Annotated in this window: 23 protein-coding genes; 18 read left to right on the top strand and 5 right to left on the bottom strand. The window is 59.7% G+C overall.

Annotation, left to right across the window (positions count from 1 at the left end; all coding sequences use genetic code 11):
• Positions 1 to 21 precede the first annotated feature (21 nt).
• The 4 genes from PL597_RS05655 to PL597_RS05640 form a co-directional block, all read right to left on the bottom strand.
• Positions 22 to 1,662 carry an ABC transporter ATP-binding protein gene (locus PL597_RS05655; protein ID WP_271364740.1) on the bottom strand — a complete coding sequence of 547 codons (1,641 nt, stop codon included), beginning with the start codon at positions 1,660 to 1,662 and terminating at the stop codon, positions 22 to 24.
• Positions 1,663 to 1,667: 5 nt separating this feature from the next.
• A complete protein-coding gene (locus PL597_RS05650) occupies positions 1,668 to 2,813 on the bottom strand; it encodes an ABC transporter permease (RefSeq protein ID WP_271364739.1) in 1,146 nt (381 codons plus the stop codon).
• Positions 2,813 to 3,907, bottom strand: coding sequence for a microcin C ABC transporter permease YejB (locus tag PL597_RS05645; RefSeq protein WP_271364738.1), 1,095 nt, complete (start codon positions 3,905 to 3,907; stop codon positions 2,813 to 2,815). Before PL597_RS05645 ends, PL597_RS05650 begins: the two co-directional genes overlap by 1 nt.
• A gap of 139 nt (positions 3,908 to 4,046) precedes the next feature.
• On the bottom strand, positions 4,047 to 5,891 hold the full coding sequence (locus tag PL597_RS05640; RefSeq protein WP_271364737.1) for an extracellular solute-binding protein: 1,845 nt from the start codon (positions 5,889 to 5,891) through the stop codon (positions 4,047 to 4,049).
• A gap of 205 nt (positions 5,892 to 6,096) precedes the next feature.
• Between PL597_RS05640 and mepA the strand changes: the two genes are divergently transcribed.
• The 4 genes from mepA (at position 6,097) to dapB (ending at position 9,634) form a co-directional block, all read left to right on the top strand.
• A complete protein-coding gene (gene mepA, locus PL597_RS05635) occupies positions 6,097 to 7,146 on the top strand; it encodes a penicillin-insensitive murein endopeptidase (RefSeq protein WP_271364736.1) in 1,050 nt (349 codons plus the stop codon).
• Between the two features lie 100 nt (positions 7,147 to 7,246).
• Positions 7,247 to 7,630, top strand: a complete 384-nt coding sequence (locus PL597_RS05630) for a methylglyoxal synthase (protein ID WP_020812947.1) — start codon at positions 7,247 to 7,249, stop codon at positions 7,628 to 7,630.
• A gap of 22 nt (positions 7,631 to 7,652) precedes the next feature.
• Entirely contained in the window at positions 7,653 to 8,675 is a 1,023-nt protein-coding gene (locus PL597_RS05625; RefSeq protein WP_271364735.1) for a glucokinase, read from the top strand.
• A gap of 131 nt (positions 8,676 to 8,806) precedes the next feature.
• Positions 8,807 to 9,634, top strand: a complete 828-nt coding sequence (gene dapB / locus PL597_RS05620; protein ID WP_271364734.1) for a 4-hydroxy-tetrahydrodipicolinate reductase — start codon at positions 8,807 to 8,809, stop codon at positions 9,632 to 9,634.
• A gap of 9 nt (positions 9,635 to 9,643) precedes the next feature.
• Here dapB and phnF read toward each other — a convergent pair whose 3' ends face one another.
• Entirely contained in the window at positions 9,644 to 10,381 is a 738-nt protein-coding gene (gene phnF / locus PL597_RS05615) for a phosphonate metabolism transcriptional regulator PhnF (RefSeq protein WP_077984527.1), read from the bottom strand.
• A gap of 82 nt (positions 10,382 to 10,463) precedes the next feature.
• Here phnF and phnG point away from each other — a divergent pair, with 82 nt between their 5' ends.
• From phnG to phnN, 14 genes are all read left to right on the top strand, one after another.
• Positions 10,464 to 10,925: a phosphonate C-P lyase system protein PhnG gene (phnG, locus tag PL597_RS05610; RefSeq protein ID WP_271364733.1), complete on the top strand. Its 462-nt coding sequence runs from the start codon at positions 10,464 to 10,466 to the stop codon at positions 10,923 to 10,925.
• Entirely contained in the window at positions 10,925 to 11,533 is a 609-nt protein-coding gene (gene phnH, locus PL597_RS05605) for a phosphonate C-P lyase system protein PhnH (protein ID WP_162520582.1), read from the top strand. The genes phnG and phnH overlap by 1 nt, the downstream gene beginning before the upstream one ends.
• A 1-nt stretch (position 11,534) precedes the next feature.
• Complete coding sequence (locus tag PL597_RS05600; protein WP_271364732.1) at positions 11,535 to 12,644, top strand: carbon-phosphorus lyase complex subunit PhnI; 1,110 nt, start codon at positions 11,535 to 11,537, stop codon at positions 12,642 to 12,644.
• A gap of 133 nt (positions 12,645 to 12,777) precedes the next feature.
• Positions 12,778 to 13,680: an alpha-D-ribose 1-methylphosphonate 5-phosphate C-P-lyase PhnJ gene (locus tag PL597_RS05595; protein WP_269833593.1), complete on the top strand. Its 903-nt coding sequence runs from the start codon at positions 12,778 to 12,780 to the stop codon at positions 13,678 to 13,680.
• A complete protein-coding gene (phnK, locus tag PL597_RS05590; RefSeq protein ID WP_137409577.1) occupies positions 13,677 to 14,453 on the top strand; it encodes a phosphonate C-P lyase system protein PhnK in 777 nt (258 codons plus the stop codon). The genes PL597_RS05595 and phnK overlap by 4 nt, the downstream gene beginning before the upstream one ends.
• 67 nt (positions 14,454 to 14,520) lie before the next feature.
• A complete protein-coding gene (gene phnL / locus PL597_RS05585; protein WP_173987846.1) occupies positions 14,521 to 15,228 on the top strand; it encodes a phosphonate C-P lyase system protein PhnL in 708 nt (235 codons plus the stop codon).
• Complete coding sequence (locus PL597_RS05580) at positions 15,225 to 15,842, top strand: DapH/DapD/GlmU-related protein (protein ID WP_271364731.1); 618 nt, start codon at positions 15,225 to 15,227, stop codon at positions 15,840 to 15,842. The genes phnL and PL597_RS05580 overlap by 4 nt, the downstream gene beginning before the upstream one ends.
• A gap of 238 nt (positions 15,843 to 16,080) precedes the next feature.
• A complete protein-coding gene (phnC, locus tag PL597_RS05575) occupies positions 16,081 to 16,941 on the top strand; it encodes a phosphonate ABC transporter ATP-binding protein (protein ID WP_271364730.1) in 861 nt (286 codons plus the stop codon).
• A gap of 84 nt (positions 16,942 to 17,025) precedes the next feature.
• Complete coding sequence (gene phnD / locus PL597_RS05570; RefSeq protein ID WP_269824880.1) at positions 17,026 to 17,931, top strand: phosphonate ABC transporter substrate-binding protein; 906 nt, start codon at positions 17,026 to 17,028, stop codon at positions 17,929 to 17,931.
• Positions 17,932 to 18,001: 70 nt separating this feature from the next.
• Positions 18,002 to 18,988 (top strand): phosphonate ABC transporter, permease protein PhnE, encoded by a 987-nt coding sequence (phnE, locus tag PL597_RS05565; RefSeq protein ID WP_271364729.1) that lies wholly within the window; start codon positions 18,002 to 18,004, stop codon positions 18,986 to 18,988.
• The gene (gene phnE / locus PL597_RS05560) at positions 18,988 to 20,337 is read left to right on the top strand and encodes a phosphonate ABC transporter, permease protein PhnE (RefSeq protein ID WP_269824882.1); all 1,350 of its coding nucleotides are present in this window, start codon (positions 18,988 to 18,990) and stop codon (positions 20,335 to 20,337) included. Before phnE (PL597_RS05565) ends, phnE (PL597_RS05560) begins: the two co-directional genes overlap by 1 nt.
• A 264-nt stretch (positions 20,338 to 20,601) precedes the next feature.
• Positions 20,602 to 21,300, top strand: a complete 699-nt coding sequence (locus PL597_RS05555; RefSeq protein ID WP_170985425.1) for a DUF1045 domain-containing protein — start codon at positions 20,602 to 20,604, stop codon at positions 21,298 to 21,300.
• Positions 21,297 to 22,433 carry an alpha-D-ribose 1-methylphosphonate 5-triphosphate diphosphatase gene (locus tag PL597_RS05550; protein WP_077984538.1) on the top strand — a complete coding sequence of 379 codons (1,137 nt, stop codon included), beginning with the start codon at positions 21,297 to 21,299 and terminating at the stop codon, positions 22,431 to 22,433. Before PL597_RS05555 ends, PL597_RS05550 begins: the two co-directional genes overlap by 4 nt.
• A complete protein-coding gene (gene phnN / locus PL597_RS05545; RefSeq protein ID WP_165691305.1) occupies positions 22,430 to 23,029 on the top strand; it encodes a phosphonate metabolism protein/1,5-bisphosphokinase (PRPP-forming) PhnN in 600 nt (199 codons plus the stop codon). Before PL597_RS05550 ends, phnN begins: the two co-directional genes overlap by 4 nt.
• Positions 23,030 to 23,048: the final 19 nt, after the last annotated feature.

Raw genomic sequence — 23,048 nt, 5'->3', positions numbered from 1 at the left:
TTAATGGAAAGGTGACGCGTCTTACTGGCTGACCGCTTTCGTTTTCACCGCCTCAATGTTGAAGGCGGCAGCCAGCAGCGCTTTGGTGTAGTCCTGCTGCGGATTGGCGAAAATCTCCGCCGCCGGGCCGCTCTCCACCACCTTGCCGTGGCGCATGACGATCAGGTCGTTGGCGAGCGCCTTCACCACCTTCAGGTCGTGGCTGATGAAAAGGTAGGCGAGTTCGTGCTTCGCCTGCAGATCGCGCAGCAGATCGACCACCTGCGCCTGCACGCTCATGTCGAGCGCGGAGGTCGGCTCGTCCAGCATGACGAAACGCGGTTTCAGCACCATGGCGCGGGCAATGGCGATACGCTGGCGCTGGCCGCCGGAAAATTCATGCGGATACCGCCAGCGGGTGGCCGGATCGAGACCGACCTCTTCCAGCGCTGTGGCGACACGCTTATCGCGCTCATCGGCAGACAGAGACCGTTCATGCACCTTCAAGCCCTCGGCGACGATCTCGCCGACAGACATGCGCGGGCTGAGAGACCCATAAGGATCCTGAAACACCACCTGCAACCGGTTTCTGAGCGGTTTCATCATTTCATAGGAATAGTGGTCGATCGACTGGCCGATGAAGCTGATACGACCCTCAGATGCGATCAACCGCGAGAGCGCCAGCCCGAGCGTCGTCTTGCCGGAGCCGGATTCGCCCACAACGCCCACAGTCTGGCCGGCGCGAAGGGTGATATCTATGCCGTCCACCGCCTTCACATGATCCACCACCCGGCGCATCAGCCCCGCCTTGATGGGGAACCAGACCTTGATACCGTCACCCTGCATGACCACCGGTTTGGTTGCGTCAGAATGGGGAGGCTCGCCCTTTGGCTCTGCCGCCAGAAGATGGCGCGTATAGGCGTGTTGCGGATCGGTAAACACCTGCTCCACCGTACCGGTCTCGACGATCTTGCCCTTGGTCATGACGCAGACGCGATCGGCAAATTTGCGGACGATGCCGAGATCGTGGGTGATGAACAGCATGGACATGCCGTGCTGCGTTTTCAGATCGCCGAGCAGCTCGAGAATCTGCGCCTGAACCGTCACGTCGAGCGCCGTCGTCGGTTCATCGGCGATCAGCAGTTTCGGCCGGTTGGCAAGCGCCATGGCAATCATCACGCGCTGCCGCTGGCCGCCGGACAATTCGTGCGGATAGGCCTTCAGGCGCTTTTCCGGCTCTCGGATACCCACCTGCAGCAGCAGTTCCAGCGTGCGCGCCCGCGCCTCCGCTCCGGCAATCGCCTGATGCAGCTCCAGAATCTCGCCGATCTGCCGCTCGATGGTGTGGAGCGGGTTGAGCGAGGTCATCGGCTCCTGAAAAATCATGGTGACGTCGTTGCCGCGCACGGCGCGCAGCGCGCGCTCCGGCAAAGTCAGCATATCCTTGCCGTCGAACAGGATTTTTCCCGAAGGATGGCTCGCTGCCGGATAGGGCAGCAATTTGAGAATGGAATTTGCCGTGACCGATTTGCCGGAACCGGACTCGCCGACGAGGGCGACGACCTCGCCCGGCATCAGATCGAAAGAGACATGATCGACGGCGATGCTCGTCGCGCCGCCCTGATGGAAGGCAACGGAGAGATCACGGACGGAGAGAAGCGGCTGGATATTTGTTTCCGTCATGGCGATCACCGGAACGTCTTGCGTGGATCGAAAGCGTCGCGCACCGCTTCACCCACGAAGATCAACAGCGAGAGCATGATGGACATGGTGAAAAACGCAGTGAGGCCGAGCCAGGGGGCCTGAAGGTTGTTCTTGCCTTGCGCGATCATCTCGCCCAGCGACGGCGACCCCGGCGGCATACCGAAGCCGAGGAAGTCGAGCGAGGTGAGCGTCGTGATCGACCCTGAGAGAATGAATGGCAGGAATGTCAGCGTCGCTACCATGGCGTTGGGCAGAAGATGGCGGAACATGATCGTCCAGTTGCCGACCCCAAGCGCGCGGGCGGCGCGGACATATTCGAAGTTTCTGGCGCGCAGGAATTCCGCGCGCACGATGCCGACGAAGCCGACCCATGAGAAGAGCAGCATGATGCCGAGCAGCACGAAGAAGCCCGGCGGCAGAATGGCTGCGATAATCAGCAGGATGTAGAGCACCGGCATGGACGACCAGATTTCAATGAAACGCTGCAAAAGCAGGTCCGTCCAGCCGCCGAAATAGCCTTGAATAGCGCCGGCGGTGACGCCGACAATGGCGGAAGCGATGGTCAGCGTCAGACCGAACAGCACGGAAATGCGGAACCCGTAGATCATTCGCGCGGTGACGTCGCGCGCCTGATTGTCGGTTCCGAGCCAGTTGAGATTGCCAAGCGTGCAGCCGGGATCGGCATCGCCCTGCGGGTAAGCCGAGCAGCGATCCTTTTTATCCATCAGCCAGAAGGGCGCAGTCGGCGCCGAATGGGGAATATTGGAATTGACCGTCTGATAGGAATAGCGAATCGGCGGCCAGATCATCCAGCCCTTGGCGTTGATCTCATCCTGAATGAAGGAGGATTTGTAATCGGTCTGAGCCAGGAACCCGCCGAATTTTTCTTCCGGATAATCGACCATGACCGGCACCAGCAACTCGCCCTTGTAGGAAGCGAGAATGGGTTTGTCATTGGCGATGAATTCCGCAATGAGGCTCAGAAAAAACAGGACCAGGAACAGCCAGAAGGACCAGTAACCGCGCCGGTTTGCCTTGAAATTCTGCCAGCGGCGCTTGGTCGTGGGCGAAAACCACGGGCGCTTCGGCTTTGCCCGCATTTCCGCTTCGGCGGTATGGACAAGTGTCATCACACATCCCTCCGCTCGAAATCGATGCGCGGATCGATCCATGTATAGATCAGGTCGGAAATGAGGCCGACGACGAGGCCCATCAGCGAGAAGATGAAGAGCGTGCCGAAGACGATCGGGTAATCGCGATTGACGACCGAGAGATAACCGAGGCGACCGAGACCGTCGAGCGAGAAGATATTCTCGATCAGCAGCGATCCGGTGAAGAAGGCCGAGATGAAGGCGCCCGGAAAACCGGCGATCACGATCAGCATCGCATTGCGGAAGACATGCCCATAAAGAACCCTGCGTTCGGTGAGGCCCTTGGCGCGAGCGGTGATGACATATTGCTTCTTGATCTCGTCGATGAAGGAGTTCTTGGTCAGCAACGTCGTTGTCGCGAATGCCGAGAGCGACAGCGCGATCAGCGGCAGGGTCAGGTGCCAGAAATAGTCGATGATCTTCTGCCACCAGTTCAGTTCAGCAAAATTATCGGACACAAGGCCGCGCAGTGGGAACCAGTCGAAGAAGGACCCGCCGGCGAAGAGGACGATGAGCAGGATGCCGAAGAGGAAGCTTGGCACGGCATAACCGACGATGACAACGCCTGACGTCCAGACGTCGAAGGTCGAGCCGTCGGATACGGCCTTCTTGATGCCGAGCGGAATAGATATCATGTAAGAAATGATCAGAATCCAGAAGCCGAGCGAAGCCGAGACCGGCAGCTTGTCAATGATGAGATCGATCACCGAGGAATTGCGGAAGAAGCTGTCGCCGAAATCGAAGCGGATATAGTTCCACATCATTTCGAGGAAACGGGTGAGCGGCGGCTTGTCGAAGCCGAACTGTTTTTCGAGCTTGGCGATCAGTCCCGGATCGAGACCCTGCGCACCACGGTATTTCGAACCGCTGTCATCGAAACCGCCGGACTGGCCCATAAGATCGCCGCCGCCCGATAGCCGGTCGGAGGCGCTGTCACCCTGCCCCGTCAATTGCGCGACGACCTGCTCCACCGGCCCGCCCGGCGCGAACTGGATGACGAGAAACGAAATGCCCATGATGCCGATGATGGTCGGGATCATCAGCGCCAGACGTCTGAGGATATAGGCGCCCATCAGCCTCTGCTCCCGGCCGATACGTCAGCGGTTTTCGTTTCTTTCAAAACCTGTCCCTTCCTGAAAGCGCTGCCTGCGCTTTGAGCGATTCGTCTCGCCCTATGTGAATCAAGCCTTCGCCATGAAAGCAAGGCCGGCGTCAGTTTCCGGCCTGGCTGGACCACCATGCCTCGGGAAAACCGACGCCATATTGGGGCAGGTTTTCCGGACGGATGAGCGTGTTCCAGTAAGCGATGAACATCTCGCCGCGGTAAAATTGCGGGATGACATAGCTGTTCGCCAGCAACACGCGGTCAAGTGCGCGGGCGGCAGCCACCTGCTCATCCCGGGTGGGCGCGAATATGACCTTCCTTACCAAAGAATCGACTGCCGGGTTCTTGATGCCGGCGAGGTTGTTCGAACCCTGCCGGTCGGCTGCCGCCGAACCCCAGAAATCCGCCTGCTCGTTTCCGGGATTGGCGGATGTCGCCCAGAGCTTGACAGTTACGTCGAAATCAAAGCTGCGGGTGCGGTTGGTATATTGCGAGGCGTCGACCGTGCGGATCGTCGCATTGATACCGATTTTCTTCAGATTCTGGACATAGGGAAGAATGGTTCTTTCCATGCCGGAGGAATCGATCAGAAACTCCATATCGAGCGGCTGTCCGGTTTTCGCATTGACCATGCGGTTGCCGCGCAGCTCGTAACCGGCTTCCTTCATCAGCTTGACCGCCTCGCGCAGATTGTCGCGCTGCTTGGCCGGATCACCCGCGACCGGATTGCGATATTCGGTTGTGAAAACCTCCGGCGGAACCTGATCCTTCAGTTCCTGAAGAATTTCCAGCTCGCGACCGGTCGGCAGGCCGGAAGAGGCCAGTTCACTGCCCATGAAGAAGCTGTTGATGCGCTGGAACTGGCCGTAAGCCAGCGTCCGGTTCAACTCCTCGAAATCGAAAGCATAATTGAGCGCCTTGCGCAGTTTCGGGTTCTGGAACTTCTCCCTGCGCATGTTCGGCACGAAGGCCTGCATGATACCGACGGAGCGATAGATGTTCGGCAGCTCTTCCTTCTTGACGCGGCCTTCCTTGACGGCCGGAAAATCATAACCCGTAACCCATCGGCTGGAGGAGGCTTCCTGACGGAAATCGACGGTGCCGGACTTGAAGGCCTGGAATTCCACATCCTGATCGGCAAAGAAGGTGTAGGCGATGGTTTTGAAATTGTTCATCCCCACATTCACATTGACGTCCTTGCCCCAGTAGTCGTCGCGGCGTTCATAAGCGATTGTCGAACCGGGAGAGACTGAGGCAATCTTGTAGGGGCCGGAACCCATCACCGGTTCCAGCGTGCCACGCGATATGTCGCGCGGCTTGCCATCCGCGCCGACGGCTTCCCACCAGTGCTTGGGAACGATCAGTAATTGCCCGACGATCTGCGGCAATTCGCGATTGTTCTTCTCGTCGAAAGTGAAGGTAATGTCCCTTTCGCCGCTCACCTCCGCCTTGGTGACATGGGTGTAATAGGTCGCTAGCTGCGGGCTCAAATCCTTGGCTTTTTCGAAGCTGAAGACGACATCCTCCGGCGTCACCGGCTTGCCATCGGCCCATTTGGCCTCTGCACGCAGCCGGAAGGTGGCTTTCGAAATATCGTCTGGATAGCTTACTCCCTCGGCAAGAAGACCGTAGGAGGCCGACAGCTCCTCTTCGGTCGACTTCATCAATGTATCGAAAACCAGCGAAAGGCCGGTCGCCGCCTCGCCCTTGGCGAGCAGCGGATTGAGGGTATCGAAGGTGCCCGCCGTCGACAGGCGAAGGGTGCCGCCTTTCGGCGCCTTGGTATTCACATAGTCGAAATGATCGAAGCCATCGGGATGTTTCAGTTCCCCGACCGTCGAAATCCCCTTCCGCCATACATCGGCCGATTGTGCGGAGGCCGCCGCCGGTATCAGCAGGGCGGATGCCGCAAGAGCAATGAGGAGACGGGATTTCAGTGGTGCCAATATCATTGGGGGAATGTCCCTGTTTTCGCGTTTGTTGAAGAGAGCATAAAACAAAGATTGGCAAAAAACAGATGTACTGGCTCACAAGCTCTTTATCGGCGCCTTTATCCTTCCGCTTTGCAAGATGCGGGGCGAAACATGGTTTCAACAAAATCCCGTTCCAGTTTATCTTGAGGGGAAGAGAATCATCTGATCGGACGGGCAAGACTTTATGACGGCGGGATCATCGAGAGTTTTCAAGGCGGCCTTGCTGGCGATTTCGGTCGTCTCCGCGTTGCAGTTGCAGATGGAAACTGCAGCGGCCGAGGACAGGCCGGCGAAAGAGGTGTTCGGGCATATGGCTCTGCCTTCCGCCACGGGCTCGCAGCCGATTGGCTCCTATGCCAAGGGCTGCCAGTCCGGCGCCATCGCCATGCCGACGGATGGTCCCGGCTGGCAGGCCATGCGCCTTTCCCGCAACCGGCGCTGGGGCCAGCCGCAGATGATTTCGTTCCTCGAGCAATTTTCGCAGGACGCCCAGAAGATCGGCTGGCCGGGCCTGCTGCTGGGCGATATTTCCCAGCCGCGCGGCGGGCCGATGCTGACCGGCCATGCGTCGCACCAGATCGGCCTCGATGTCGACATCTGGTGGCGGCCGATGCCGACCCCGCGGCTGAGCGTGGAGCAGCGCGAAACGGTGCCTTTCATCTCCATGCTGGACAAGAGCAAGTTCCTGACGGTCGATGACCGCAAGTGGTCACCCCTCAATGCCCGGCTGGTGATGATGGCGGCAAGCTATCCGCAGGTGGAGCGTGTCTTCGTCAACCCGGCCATCAAGCAGAAACTCTGCCAGACATGGACCGGCGACCGCACCTTCATGGGCAAGATCAGGCCGATCTACGGCCATGACGAGCATTTCCACATCCGTCTCGAATGCCCGCCCGGCGCGCCAAACTGCAAGCCGCAGGCGGCCGTGGGCAAAGGCGACGGCTGCGACAAGTCGCTTGCCTGGTGGTTCAGCAAGGAACCATGGGCGCCGCCGAAAAAGGACCCCAACGCCAAGCCGGTGAAACCGCGCCCGGTCATGGTTTCCGATCTGCCCTCGGCCTGCGCCGCCGTGGCTGCCGCTCCTTCCGCCAACCCCGAAGGCATTGCGGCTCAGGCCTATTCGCCTGCTCCAGCAACGCGCCAGCAAAGCGTGGAACAGGTCATTCAGGCAGCCCCTGCCCCACAGCCGCCTTCGGATATTCCGCTTCCTACCCAGCGCCCGACATTGAACTGAAACAGAAATGAGGCATTCAACAGCTTCCCTTTTCAAATGGCGGCAAGCTGTTATAGAAGGCTTCAAATCGATTTAATTCTTGATTGAACGGGCTGGGACCATGGAAGAACAACGCTGTATCGCGCTCATCGCTCACGACGAGAAAAAAGACGATATGGCGGATTTCGCCCGTCATCACCAGAAAGCGCTTGCCGGTTTCAGGATCGTCGCCACCGGCACCACCGGCGGAAGGGTACAGGAAGCGTGTCCGGGTCTTGAAGTCATCCGCCTCAAGAGCGGTCCGCTTGGCGGCGACCAGCAGATCGGCGCGATGATCGCCACAGGCGAGGTGGATATGCTGATCTTCTTCACCGACCCGCTGACGGCCATGCCGCATGATGTTGACGTGAAGGCGCTGACGCGGCTTGCTACGGTTTACGATATTCCCATGGCGCTCAACCGCGCTACCGCAGAAAATCTCATCGACTTCCACGTCGCCAACTGAACCTCCCAACATGGAACAGGCAATGCCGAAGACGTCCGATACCGAATATCTGTCCTTTCCAATCCTTCTTGGCGACATCGGCGGCACCAATGCCCGCTTTTCCATCCTGATCGATTCCTTTGCCGAACCGGTGCACCTCACCACGGTAAAGACGGCGGAATATCCTGCTATCGACGACGCCATCCAGCAGGCGGTTCTGGACAAGACCTCGCTTCAGCCGGTCTCGACGATTCTCGCGATTGCCGGCCCCATCGAAGGTGACGAGATTCCCCTCACCAATTGCCACTGGGTCGTCAAGCCGAAGGACATGCTCGCCAATCTCGGCCTGAAGGATGTCATCGTCATCAATGATTTCGAGGCGCAGGCTCTGGCGATCGCGGCCCTTGACGAAGATAACCGCGACGCCATCGGCTCCGGTAAGAAAGACGTTTTGGCGTCGAGGGTCGTTCTTGGACCGGGCACGGGGCTCGGCGTTGCCGGGCTGGTCTATGCCCGCCACATGTGGTTCCCGGTGCCTGGCGAAGGCGGGCATATCGATATCGGCCCGAGAAGCGCGCGCGACTATGCGGTTTTCCCCCATATCGAAACCATCGAGGGCCGCGTCGCCGGCGAACAGATCCTGTGCGGACGCGGGCTGGTCAATCTTTATCGGGCCATCTGCAAAGCCGATGGCATCGAGCCTGTCTTTTCCGATCCGGCCGACATCACCTTGCAGGGGCTTTCGGGCCAGAACGCGCAGGCAAAAGAAACGCTGTCGCTGTTCAGCACCTATCTCGGCCGCGTGGCGGGCGACCTTGCGCTTATCTTCATGGCAAAGGGCGGTGTTTATCTGGCCGGCGGCATTTCGCAGAAGATCATTCCGGCACTGAAGAGCCCGGAATTCCGGGCCGCTTTTGAAGACAAGGCGCCACACAGCGCGCTGATGCGGACCATTTCGACATTCGTCGTCACCCATCCGCAGGCGGCGCTTTCCGGGCTTGCCACCTATGCCAGAACACCTGCGGATTTCGGTCTGGCGCTGGACGGGCGGCGCTGGAGGGCTTGATCGTTTCCAACGACCAGCCCTTTGTGATGCCTTGCGAAGCGGACGAGCGGTCTTTAACGTCGCCGTTGCAAACATCGATCGTCCGATACCGGCGGGTTCCAATCCGCCCGACATGAAAAGTGAGTGAAAGCATGGGCAGCAGCGGCATGAAACTGGTGGTGGTCGGCGCGGCGGGCCGCATGGGACAGGCACTGATCCGCCTCATTCACCAGACCCCCGGCGTCCAGCTCCATGCCGCAGTGGCGCGTGAAGGCTCAGCTTTTGTTGGCCGCGATGCCGGTGAGATCTCCGGTCTCGGCCCCATCGGCGTCCAAATCACCAGCGATCCCTTACAGGCATTCCTGCATGCCGAAGGCGTGATCGATTTTACCTCACCGGCAACCAGCGTCACCTTTGCCGGCCTCGCCGCGCAGGCCCGCATCGTGCACATCGTCGGCACCACTGGCTGCTCGGCGGAAGACGAGGAAAAATTCAAGGCGGCATCGCGCCATGCGCGCATCGTCAAGTCGGGGAATATGAGCCTCGGCGTCAACCTGCTCAGCGTTCTCACCCAGCAGGCGGCGCAGGCGCTGGATGCGCAGAACTGGGATATCGAGATTCTGGAAATGCACCACAAGCACAAGGTGGATGCGCCTTCGGGCACCGCACTTCTGCTTGGCGAAGCGGCGGCGGCCGGCCGCAAGGTCGATCTTACCGCCTCTTCCGTGCGCGTGCGCGACGGACACACGGGCGCGCGTGAGACCGGCACCATCGGTTTTGCCACGTTGCGTGGCGGCTCGGTGATCGGTGAACATTCGGTGATTTTTGCTGGCGAAGGCGAGCGCGTCGAGCTTTCCCATTATGCCGGCGACCGCTCCATCTTCGCACGCGGCGCGATCACGGCAGCGGTCTGGGCCTTCGACAAGAAGCCCGGTTTCTATTCCATGCTGGATGTGCTCGGCCTTTCGCAGGCGGAATAAACCCGTATTCTAATTTTCCACCGTGAATTCGACCGTATCCGCAGAAAATCGGCTGACGGCATATTGCACAGGTACGCCATCCATATCGGCATTCAATGCCTGAGTGACAAGCAGGATGGCCCCGGGCGACAGTTCGAGATCGACCAGATCCTGCGTATCCGCGTGGATAGCAGAAATGACGGTGGAGATGCGCACATAGTCCGCCACGCCAAGTATCTTGAAAGCGGCGGTGATCGATCCGCTTTGCTGGTATGCTTCGCCTATTCCGGCAAAACGATCAGCCGGGAACCATGTGGTCGAACGGGATACAGGGCGGGTGTCCGCCTTGCGCAGGGTTTCCAGACGTATAAGCGGCGTACCGGCAGTCAGTTGCAGCCGCGCTGCCAGATCGGCACTGGCCGGTTCGGTCGTGTGGGAAAGAAGTAGCGCCTCCATTTCCTTCACCTGATCGCCGATGCCTGCCGTGAAGCGCGTGCGCAGCGAAATCGGAAAACTCAGGCGCTCCTTGCGGGCGATCATCGTACCGCGCCCCTGCATCGGCTCGAGAATGCCTTCGCTGGCCAGTGCGGCAATGGCGCTTCGGACAGTATGACGGTTGACGCCGAATTTTTCGGCCAGCGTCATCTCGGGCGGCAACATGCCGGTTTCGTCGTGATCGCCAGCCGCAATCTCGCCCCTGATCCGGTCGGCGATCTGCCGCCAGAGCGCTACGCCGTTCTTTCTTTTCATCGCTGCCGCAGGGCTCATGTCACACGCTTGTCATTCATCGACGTTAATTGTAACTTATATTGTATAGTTGTCTATATCAATAGACATTAGAGGTCAAGCGATGAATAACGAAGCTGCGAATATACATGCAGAAAGGAAGCGAGTGGCTGCGCTTCTTGCCCGCGCCACCGTTCAGGAACTTGAAACGGTCTGGAGCCGGCAGGATGCCAGCCCGCAGACGGAAAACGTGCGGGGGCCGGAAACCGGGCTCGTCATGGTCAAGGGCCGTATCGGCGGCGGCGGTGCGCCTTTTAATCTCGGCGAAACCACCGTTACCCGCGCAACCGTCAAGCTTGCCTCGGGAACCGTCGGTCATGCGCATGTTCTCGGCACCGGCCGCAAGAAGGCCTGGTATGCGGCCGTTTTCGACGCGCTCTGGCAGGAAAGCCCAACCCGGGACTTCATCGAGACCGAGCTTCTTTCACCGGTCGAAAAAAGACTGAGCGAGGAAAAGGAACGGAAAACAAGGGAAACCGCCGCCACGCGGGTCGATTTCTTCACCATGGTTAGAGGAGAGGATTGATGGGTGTGAAAGCCGAAGCATTGACGGGCGGCTTTTCCAGCGCCGTGTTCGATTCCCAGCGTATTTTCAAGAAGCTGATGGACGGCATGGCCCGTCCCGGCACGCCGCAGACAATCGAAACGGCTGTCGCCCCGCCGCTGCCGCTTGCCGCTGCCACCGGCGCGGTTCTGCTCGCGCTCTGCGACCACGATACGCCGGTCTGGCTGAGCGGCGCGTTGCGCAAGACCGCGGTGCCGGGCTGGATCGGATTTCATACCGGCGCAGTTGCGACAGACGAAAAGAGCGTGGCGCATTTCGCCGTCATCGAAGCGGGCAGCGCCGTCGCGTCCTTCGGCCTTTTTGCCCAGGGCAGCCAAGAGTATCCCGACCGCTCCACGACGCTCATCATCGAGTTGCCTGATCTGGATGGAGGGCGGGAACTGCTGCTATCCGGCCCCGGTATTCGCCACGTCAACATCATCAGCCCCACTGGCCTGCCGGACATATTCCCGAGGCTGTGGGCGGAGAACAACGCCGTCTTCCCGCGCGGCGTCGACGTCATCCTGACATCCGCCGACAGATTTGTCTGCCTGCCGCGCACGACGCGCATTCAACCTGTGGAGGCATAAGATGTATGTTGCTGTCAAAGGCGGGGAAACCGCCATCGCCAACGCCCACCGGCTTCTGGCCGACAAGCGGCGCGGAGACCGTGACCTGCCCGCCATGACCGTTGCGCAGATCGTTTCACAGCTATCGCTCGCCGTCGACCGGGTGATGGCGGAAGCCTCGCTCTACGATCCGTCGCTTGCAGCCCTTGCCGTCAAGCAGGCGCGCGGAGACATGATCGAAGCAATCTTCCTGTTGCGCGCCTACCGCACCACGCTGCCGCGATTCGGTTATTCGGTTCCGGTGGATACCGCTGACATGACGGTGCAGCGGCGCGTTTCCGCGACCTATAAGGATTTGCCCGGCGGACAATTGCTGGGTCCGACCTTCGACTACACCCACCGGCTGCTTGATCCCTCCCTCCTCGAAGACGGGGCCGTCGAAACCGCTACCCAGCGTGAAGGCGAGCCGGAATATGTCATGCGCGTTTCCGATATCCTCGCTCAGGAGGGGCTGATCGAAAGCGACGGCGACATGCCGGACGATCATATTGCCGGCGACCTGACACGGGAACCGATGGAGTTTCCGATGCCGCGTGACCTGCGCCTGCAATCGCTGGCGCGTGGCGATGAGGGTTTCCTTCTGGCGCTCGCCTATTCGACCCAGCGCGGGTACGGCCGCACACACCCCTTCGTCGGCGAAATCCGTATTGGCGAAGTAGAGGTCGAGCTTGATGTGCCGGAACTCGGCTTCTCCGTCTCGCTTGGCGATATCCAGGTCACCGAATGCCAGATGGTCAATCAGTTCAAGGGATCGGCGAAGGCACCGCCGCAATTCACCCGCGGCTACGGTCTGGTCTTCGGTCAGAGCGAACGCAAGGCGATGGCAATGTCGCTGGTTGATCGCGCGCTGCGCGCCGGCGAATTCGGCGAAGATGTCGTCGCGCCGGCACAGGACGAGGAGTTCGTCATTTCACACGCCGACAATGTGCAGGCGACGGGTTTCGTCGAGCATCTGAAATTGCCGCACTACGTGGATTTTCAGGCCGAACTCGGTCTGGTGCGAAAGATGCGCGCCGATTTCGAGGCGATCAATGCCAATGGCGCGGAATGGATGAGCGATGCGGCCGAATAGCTCAACGGCTGCGCTGCTCACCAAACCAAAGGGCGCAAAAGACGGTCGATGCTGCAAACACAGCAAAGAACACGGCTGCAAGAATTCCAATCTCCATGAGCTTGTACTCCTTTTTTCACAAGGCTAACGCGCAATGCTTGAAGAAGTTTCATTTGACGACGGGCTGGCTGCCTACAACTTCGCCTATCTGGACGAACAGACCAAGCGAATGATCCGCCGGGCGATCCTGAAGGCCATCGCCATTCCCGGTTATCAGGTTCCCTTCGCTTCCCGCGAAATGCCCATGCCCTATGGCTGGGGCACCGGCGGTGTGCAGGTGACCGCCTCCATCCTCGGTCCTGATGATGTGCTGAAGGTGATCGACCAGGGCGCGGACGACACGACCAACGCCGTTTCCATCCGCGCCTTCTTCCAGAAGGTCGCGAATGTGGCGGTCACCACCCGCACGAAGGATGCAACGATCATCCAGACGCGGCACCGCATTCCGGAAGAGGAGCTGCATTCGGGCCAAGTGCTCGTTTATCAGGTTCCGATCCCCGAGCCCCTGCGCTTTCTCGAACCGCGCGAGACAGAAACCCGTGTCATGCACGCGCTCGAAGAATATGGCCTGATGCACGTCAAGCTTTACGAGGATATTGCCCGCAACGGCCGCATCTCCACCACCTATGCCTATCCGGTGAAGGTGGCCGGGCGTTACGTGATGGATCCGTCGCCGACCCCTAAATTCGACAATCCGAAAATGCATCTCTCGGACGCCCTGCAGCTGTTCGGCGCAGGGCGCGAAAAGCGCATCTATGCCGTGCCGCCCTATACCGATGTCGTCAGCCTCGATTTCGAAGATCACCCTTTTGAAATCCAGCGTTTCGACAAGCCCTGCGCGCTGTGCGGGGCGGAGAATGTCTATCTGGACGAGGTGGTGCTGGACGACAGGGGCGGACGCATGTTCGTCTGCTCCGATACCGACCATTGCGAGGACCGCCGCGCCCATGGCCACAAGGGCCATCTGCTGGCAGAAGTGAAGGAGGCCGCAGAATGAGCGACGCATCGCTTCTGAAAGTCCGGGACGTTTCCAAATATTATGGCGACCGCGCCGGCTGCCGCAACGTGTCCTTCGACCTCTATCCGGGCGAGGTTCTGGCAATCGTCGGTGAGTCCGGTTCCGGCAAGACCACCCTCCTCAACTGCATTTCCACCCGGCTGATGCCGACGGCGGGCAGCGTGGAATATCGCATGCGCGACGGCACGGTGCGTGACCTCTATCATATGGGTGAGGCCGAACGGCGTTTCCTGATGCGGACGGACTGGGGTTTCGTGCACCAGAACCCGGCAGATGGGCTGCGCATGGCGGTTTCCGCCGGCGCCAATGTCGGCGAGCGGCTGATGGCCGTCGGCAACAGGCATTATGGCAATATAAGGCAATCGGCCAGCGAATGGCTGGAGCGGGTGGAAATCGGCACCGACCGTATCGACGACCAGCCGCGCGCCTTTTCCGGCGGCATGCGCCAGCGCCTGCAGATTGCCCGTAACCTCGTCACTTCGCCGCGTCTCGTTTTCATGGACGAGCCGACCGGTGGTCTCGATGTCTCGGTACAGGCACGCCTGCTCGATCTGGTTCGCGGCCTCGTCAACGATCTCGGCCTTGCCGTCGTCGTGGTCACCCATGATCTGGCGGTTGCGCGGCTTCTATCGCACCGCATGATGGTGATGAAGGGGGGTGACGTCATCGAACATGGCCTCACCGACCGCGTGCTGGACGATCCGCGCGAGCCTTACACGCAATTGCTCGTTTCCTCCATCTTGCAGGTCTAGCCGCGCGATTCCGAAAAATGGTCCCCGGTTTTCGGACAAAATCACGCGCAGAAAGAAAGAACCCACCATGACGACGCCTCTCATCGTTTCGGAAGTCTTCAAAAGCTTCACCATGCATCTTCGCGACGGTATCGAGCTGCCAGTCGTTCGCGATGTCAATTTCTCCGTCTCTAGCGGCGAATGCGTCGTGCTCGGCGGCCCTTCGGGCATCGGCAAAAGCTCGATCCTGAAAATGCTCTATGGCAACTACGCCATCGACAGCGGGCAGATTCTCGTTCGTCATGAGGGCCAGGTCGTCGATATCGGCAATGCCTCGCCGCGCACGATCCTCGATATCCGCCACCGCACGATTGGTTATGTCAGCCAGTTCCTGCGCACCGTGCCGCGCGTTCCAGCGATAGACGTCGTCGCCGAGCCGCTTTTTGCCCGCAAGGTTGCGGTCGAGGAGGCGCGAGAGCAGGCAGCGGCGCTGCTTTCGAAGCTCAACCTGCCGAAGGAATTATGGTCGCTGCCGCCGGCAACCTTTTCCGGCGGTGAGCAGCAGCGTGTGAATATCGCACGCGGTTTCATCACCGATCACGCCATCCTGCTTCTCGACGAACCCACCGCCTCACTGGATGCCGCCAATCGGCGGGTCGTCGTTGAGATGATCGCCGAAAAGAAGCGCAAGGGGACCGCCTTGCTTGGCATTTTCCATGACGAAGAAGTGCGCGAAGCCGTGGCCGACCGCATTCTCGACGTCTCGCAGTTCTCTCCGCGAAAGGCAGCGGCATGAGCGTCAAGGTCGGTCTCGAACCCGTCATCCACGACAGTGCCCGCGTCACCAATTCCTCGATCGGCCGCTATACCGAAATTTCGGAGCGCTGCCGCCTTGAGGAGGTCGAGATGGGCGATTACTCCTATGTCATGCAAGATGGCGCGATCTGGTGCGCCACCATCGGCAAATTCGTCAACATCGCCGCTTCCGTCCGCATCAACGCCACCAATCATCCGATGCAGCGGGCGACATTGCACCATTTCACCTATCGCGCCCGCAGCTACTGGGACGACGCCGAAGATGAAACGGATTTCTTCGCCGCCCGGCGTGCCAAACGGGTGGTGATCGGCCACGATGTCTGGATCGGCCACGGTGCGACCATCCTGCCCGGCGTCACGGTGGGGAACGGTGCAGTCGTCGGGGCCGGGGCGGTCGTTTCCAAAGATGTTGCCCCGTACACCATCGTCGGCGGCGTGCCCGCCCGGCTGATCCGCGAGCGTTTTACCGCGGAGCTTGGCAAGCGCATGGATGAACTGAATTGGTGGGATTGGGACCATGCGAGGCTGCGCAGCGCGCTGGATGATTTCCGCACACTCGCCGCCGAGGATTTCGTGGCGAAATATGGCGGGTAAACTCCCGCCTATACCGGAGCAATTGCAGTCCCGGGGTCATGTCCCGGGATTTCTGTTTGTCGGCTCCCGATATGCCACGCGGGATTTCCACCGCATGACAAGTCAGAAGAAAAGTTTGTCGGCGAACCCACGGGTGTCGTATCTGCGAATTATGTAATATTTTCTTCATCAAACTGACACTCACGCTTCACGCACCGCTGTTACGTCGAACCCCGTCAAAAGAAGATTGGACGGGGAAATGAGCTTTCACCTGAAGCAAGTCACGCGCCGTTTCGGCAACCACACTGCGGTCGATTCCGTAAATGTCGAGATACCGCAGGGTCAGATGGTCGGCGTGATCGGGCGCTCAGGTGCGGGAAAATCGACGCTGCTGCGCATGATCAATCGCCTCGTCGATCCGTCTTCGGGCTCCATTCATTTCAACGATACCGAAGTGTCTGCACTGAAGGGTGCTGCGCTCCGCAACTGGCAGCGCGACTGCGCCATGATCTTCCAGCAGTTCAATCTGGTGCCCCGCCTCGATGTGCTCACCAACGTCATGCTCGGCCGCCTCAACCACCGTTCAACGGCGCTCAGCCTTTTTAACATCTTCACCCATGAGGAGCGGCTGATGGCTATCGCCGCGCTCGAGCGGCTCGGCATCGAACATGTGGCCATGCAGGCGGCAGGCACGCTTTCCGGCGGCCAGCAGCAGCGCGTCGCCATTGCGCGTGCGTTGATGCAGTCTCCAAAGATGGTCCTGGCCGATGAACCGATCGCCTCCCTCGACCCCCTCAATGCCAAGATCGTGATGGACGCGCTGCGCGACATCAACGAGCGCGAAGGCATCACCGTCATCACCAACCTGCACACGCTGGATACGGCGCGCAATTATTGCGAACGCATCATCGGCATGTCCAAGGGCCGCGTTGTCTTCGACGGAACGCCCGCCGAACTGACGGCCTCCGCCGTGACCGAAATCTACGGTACGGACTCGCATGGGTCAGGCATCGACGAGACCATGACCTCGACCAGCATCAATATTCCAGGCGCGCAATTACCCGCGCGTCCGGTTCAGCAATCTGCCGGTCCCGAACCGCTGGCTTTGGCCGGGCTCTGAGGACCGCTCAGCATCGTTTGCGCCCGCGTCAAGGGCCGATACTTCACAACAAACTCCGGCTCGCCGGGAAACAGGAGAAAGTCCATGTTGAAGAAAGTCCTTCTTTCGGCAGTCGCCCTTGGCGTTCTGGCCGGTTCCGCCATGGCTCAGGACGTCAAGGTTCTGCGCATCGGTCTCGACGGTTCCGAAAACGAAGCCGACCAGATCCGCAACACCAAGTGCGTTGCCGATGGCCTCAAGGCTGCAACCGGCGTTTCCGAAGTTCAGGTTTTCCCGTCGCCGGACTATAACGGCGTCATCCAGGGCCTGCTCGGCGGCACCATCGACATCGCTTCCATGGGCGCATCCTCCTATGCCAAGATCGCCATCGCCGACCCCAAGGCCGTTGATCCGATCCTGACCTATACCGGCTCTGATGGCTCCAGCGGTTACTACACGATTATGGTTGCCCGCAAGGACAGCGGCATCAAGACGCTGGCTGACGCCAAGGGCAAAAAGATCGGCTTCGCCGATCCCGACTCCACCTCCGGCTTCCTGATCCCGAACGTTGCGATCCCGAAGGAGACCGGCGTTCCAGTCAAGGAATACTTCTCCGAAACCGGTTTCGGCGGCGGCCATGAGAACCTCGTTCTCGCCGTTCTCGACAAGAAGTTCGATGTCGGCACCACCTTCGGTTCGGGTGTTGGCAAGTGGGAAGAAGGTTACTCCGGTGGCAACCTTCACCAGATGGTCAAGAAGGGCAACCTCGACATGGACGATATCGTTCAGGTCTGGAAGTCGCCGCTGATCCCGAACGGCCCGCTTCTCGTTTCCAACAAGATCGGCGACACGATGAAGCAGAAGGTCGAAGACTTCTTCATGGAACTGCCGAAGAAGGATCTCGCATGCTTCCAGGGCTTCACCCAGGGCAAGAACACCGCCTACATCAAGGTCGATCCGTCCTTCTACCAGACGATCATCGACGCCCGTAAGTCCGTTATCGGCGGCTGATCCTGCGATCATATCCGGAAGCGGCGGTGCCCCATGGCGCCGCCGCTTTTGCCAATAAAGGAAAAGCGGCATGGCGACCACACTGCACAATAGTACCCTCTCGCCCGAGGGGTTGAGCGCATCGTCCAGGACGGTCATGCGCCATTATCAACAGCAGCTTGCGACACGACGAATCTATACCGTCATTTCGCTCGTGATCTTTCTCGTCATCCTCGCCGCCTCCCTGAATTTCGCCAATGCGGCCAATTCAGGCAAGTTTTTCGAGCGCCTGCCCTATTTCTTCGATTTCATGAAGACCTTCGTGCCTGACAGTCCGCTGGAAATCTTCCGGGCGATGTTCGACCTGCCGTCGCCCTATGCGGATGGTTCGCTGAAATATAACTACGTCGCGGATCGCGTTTACATCACCGACGGTTTCTACATCCCGCACTTCATCTACCAGCTGATCATCACGCTCAATATTGCGCTGGTCTCGACAATCATCGGCACGAGTTTCGCCTTCGTGCTCTGCTTCTTCGCCTCCACCAATCTCGTCGGCGCCGGGCTCGTGCGCTGGGTGGTTCGCCGGATTATGGAAGTGCTGCGCGCCTTTCCCGAAATCGTCGTCGCCGGGCTGCTGACCGCCATCCTCTCGATCGGACCGATCGCCGCCATTATTGCGATTTCGGTCCATACGATCGGTGCGCTGGGTAAGCTCTTCTTCGAAGTGGTGGAAAATGCCGATATGAAGCCGGATGAAGGCTTGCGTGCCGCCGGTGCCAACTGGCTGGAACGGGTGCGTTTCGCCATCGTGCCGCAGGTTCTGCCCAATTTCGTCTCCTATGCGCTGCTGCGCGCCGAAATCAACGTGCGCGCTTCCACCATCATCGGCGCTGTCGGCGGCGGTGGCATCGGCGAAGTCTTCCGGCTTTCGATCGGTAACGATCACGCGTCAAAGACCTATGCCATCATCATCCTTTTGCTGATCACCATCATCGCCGTCGACCAGTTTTCCAGCTGGCTGCGCCGCAGGCTGATCGGCCAACAATCCTTCGAATTCGGACGGGGAGCGGCCTGATGTCGTCCAGCTTCATTCTCAACACCGCCGACCGCGAAAGACTGACGGCTGCATATCCCGGCGTATTCAACCGCAGTTTCATGCAACGGTATGGCCTGCTCGTCGGCCTTCTTGCCGTCACCGCCTATCTCATTGGCTGCTTTTTCTTCTTCAATGTCGGACCGGCCTTCATGCAGGGGCGGTGGGATCGCGCTTCGAGCTATATTCAGGACTGGTACTCCTGGCGCGCCCAACCGCGCCTGCGTTTCGAAGACGGCAAGGTTGAACCGCAATGGTCGAGCCGCGGACAATATCCGGTTGATGCAAAGATCGACTGGCTGCAGCCCCTGCCGGGTGGCGGTTACAGCGTCGTTTATAGGGGTATGGAAAACCGCCTCGACGTGACCCCGACTCAAGTGGATGTCTATATCGACGGCAGGAACTATCCAATTATCATCAACGACGACGGGGCTGTCGCACCACAGGGGATACCCGACGAAATCCAGCAGGACGGCAAGAAGGTCCTCGTCCATTATGGCTTTGCCGGTCAGGCAGAAATCCGTACCAGTCAGGTCTATGTCCAGCGCCGGTTCCTCGGATGGGCGAATTTCCTGTTCGACACCAAATCGGAATTCTGGGGCAAGGGTTATGGCGAGCTTGCGGCTCTCGCGCTCTGGGGAGAGCGGCTCGATCCCGCACGCTCCAATATCGGACATATGGTCGATGATTTCCTCGACAACAGCGTCTGGCAGCATGCCGATATTCTGTCCAAGCTGATGCAGACGCTGGTCATGGCCTTTGTGGGCACGCTGTTCGGCACGCTCGTCGCCCTGCCGCTCGCCTTCATCGCCGCCCGCAACATCACCGCCAACAGGGCAGCAAACTGGGGCATGAAACGTCTGTTCGACTTCCTGCGTTCCATCGACATGCTGATCTGGGCGCTGTTCTTCACCCGCAGCTTCGGTCCCGGACCGATCCCCGGCATTGCCGCGATCTTCTTCACCGATACCGGAGCGCTCGGCAAGGTCTATGCCGAGGCACTGGAAAATGTTGACGACAAGCAGCGCGAGGGCGTCAAGTCGGTCGGCGCATCCCCGATTGCAGTCAACCGCTTCGGTGTGTTGCCGCAGGTGTTACCGGTCTTCATTTCCCAATCACTGTATTTCTGGGAGAGCAACACCCGCTCCGCCACGATCATCGGCGCCGTGGGCGCCGGCGGCATCGGCCTGAAACTGCTAGAGGCGATGGGTACGAATGCCGACTGGGACAAGGTCGCTTATATGGTCCTGCTCATCCTCTTTGTCGTTTTCCTCTTCGACCACATCTCCAATTCTCTACGTTCGCGGCTGATCGGCAAAACACAACACTAAGTCTGAAGGGATGGAATGGCGAACGTCGTAACGATGTTCGTCCTCTCCGCGGAACACCCGCACAGTCCCGATTTATGCCAGTCGTCATCATCTCCGTCTGTGTCTTCAGCACATTCCGAAGCTTGCCGCATTTCCAATACGCTTTTTTCCCTCCGCATCATCATTCTGTCACGGAAACCAATTACCTCGCACTCCTGACCTTGCGGGAAGCCGGCGAGTCACGCCAAATAGCTTCTCATCCCTGGTCTCCCATGACACTGAAGAGTGCTTGCCGTGCGCTATGCCATCTATTTTTCTCCGGCTAAAGATCACCCGCTGACGGAGGCGGCGTCACGCTGGCTGGGCCGCAACGCATTTTCCGGCACGCTGCATGACGACCACGACGACTATGCCGAGATCACGGAGGAGCCACGCCGTTACGGTTTCCACGCGACCCTGAAGGCTCCTTTCGAGCTTGCCGAAAAATACAGCGAAGCGGAACTGCTCACGGCCTTCGAAGATTTCGCGGCCAGCCAGTCCACCTTCGAAATTCCGCGCGTCGTCGTCGGTGCACTCGGGCCCTTTTTTGCACTGGTCCCGGACCGCACCTATCAGCCGCTGCAGGATTTTGCCGCCGAGATCGTCGATCATTTCGACCGGTTTCGCGCGCCCCTTTCAGAGACCGATATTGCCCGTCGGCGGCCACAGATGCTAACGGAGAGCCAGCGGCAGAATCTATCTCTCTGGGGTTATCCGCATGTCATGGATGATTTCCGTTTTCATATGACGCTGACCGGCCGCATCGACGAGAGCGAGCAGCCCGCCATGCACAAGGTGCTTTCGGCGCGGTTTTCCGAATTCACCGATCGACCCCTCAGCATTTCCGGCCTCGCCTTGTTCATTGAAGAAACGCGCGGCGCGCCATTTACCGTTCATAGCTGGCGCCCCCTTGGCCAGCCTCCAAAGAAAGATGCGACCCCATGACCGAGCACGCCCTTTCCAATGCCCGTATCGTTCTGGAAGACGATATTATTCTGGGCTCCGTCCTGATCCGTGACGGCAAGATCGCCGATATCAGCGCAGGCGCCTCCAAAACCGGCGAAGACCTGGAAGGTGATTATTTGATCCCGGGTCTGGTGGAACTGCATACCGACCATCTCGAGCAACATTATTCGCCGCGCCCCGGGGTAATCTGGGACAAGATCGCCGCCATTCAGGCCCATGATGCACAGGTGGCAGCTTCCGGCATCACCACCGTATTCGACTGCCTGCGGCTCGGTTCGGATGAAGACGGCGGCTTCAAGAAGGGTGAAATGCGCGAAATGGCTGACGCCATCGAGGCCGCGGCCGATCAGAATCGCCTTCGTTCGGATCATCTGCTGCATCTGCGCTGTGAGGTCGCCTCCTCGGATGTGCTAGAACATTTCGAGGACTTCGAAACCGATCCGCGCGTGCGGCTGATTTCCCTGATGGACCATTCCCCGGGGCAGCGCCAGTTCCAGTCGATGGATCAATATATATTCTATTACCAGAAGAAGCGCGGGCTGAGCGACGAGGCTTTCGCCGAGTTCGTGCGGCGTCGGCAGGCGGCGTCGGCCGAATATTCCGCCAAGCACCGCGATTATCTGGCCGCCCGCTGCGCCGAGCGCGGCATTACCGTAGCAAGCCATGACGACGCCACCGAAGCGCATGTCGGCGAGGCTATCGGCCACGGCGTGAAACTGGCGGAATTCCCCACCAGCGTCGAAGCCGCAAAAGCCTCGCACAGCGCCGGCATGAGCGTGCTGATGGGCGCCCCGAACATCGTTCGCGGCAAGTCCCACTCCGGCAACATAGCCGCCCGCGATCTTGCCGAGATCGGCGTTCTGGATGTTCTTTCTTCCGACTACGTGCCCTTCAGCCTACTCTTTGCGCCATTCCTGCTCGCCGATCAGGTGGAAGCCATCAGCCTGCCGGAAGCGCTGCGCATGGTCACCGCCACGCCGGCGCGCACCGTCGGCCTTCTTGATCGCGGTCGTATCGCGACGGGATTGCGGGCCGATCTGGTCCGGGTTCACCGCGAGGACGGTGTGCCGGTCGCCCGTTCCGTCTGGCGTCAGGGCAAGCGCGTGGCATGAACGATGATGGGCAGGATAATCGGCGCGAGCAATCGCCGGGTACGATGATCGTGGTTGTCGGCCCCAGTGGGGCCGGCAAGGATACGCTGATGGAGTACGCGGCAGCGCGATTGTGTGGACGGCCGGGCTTTCATTTCACCCGCCGCGTCATTACCCGCAGCGGCGATGCCGGAGGTGAAAACCACGATGCCGTTTCGATGCACGAGTTCAACCGGTTGGAAGATGCGGGCGCCTTCGCGGTATCCTGGCAGGCGCATGGGCTGAAATATGGCATCCCGGCCGCTGTCTACCATCATCTCAATGTGGGAGACGTGGTCATCGCCAACGGTTCACGTTCCGCCCTGCCGCAATTCGGAACCGCCTTTTCCCGTCTTAAGGTCGTGAATATTGTTGCCCGGCCGGATGTGCTGGCAAGGCGGCTGGAGCAGCGCGGGCGGGAAAGCCGGGACGATATTCTCCGGCGGCTGGAACGCAGCTCGCTGAACGTCAATGGAGATTTCGACGTTACGACCGTCGATAATAGCGGCGCTATCGAAGATGCCGGCCAAGCCATCATGCAGGTGCTGGAGCAAAGCGCAGACACCAATCGCACTTAAAATCCCGAAGCCGGGCTGC

Origin of the sequence: Agrobacterium sp. ST15.13.013 (assembly GCF_027956525.1) — a bacterium.
In the GTDB taxonomy this organism is placed as follows: Bacteria; Pseudomonadota; Alphaproteobacteria; order Rhizobiales; family Rhizobiaceae; genus Agrobacterium; species Agrobacterium salinitolerans.
This window is presented reverse-complemented; position numbering and strand designations above follow the sequence as displayed.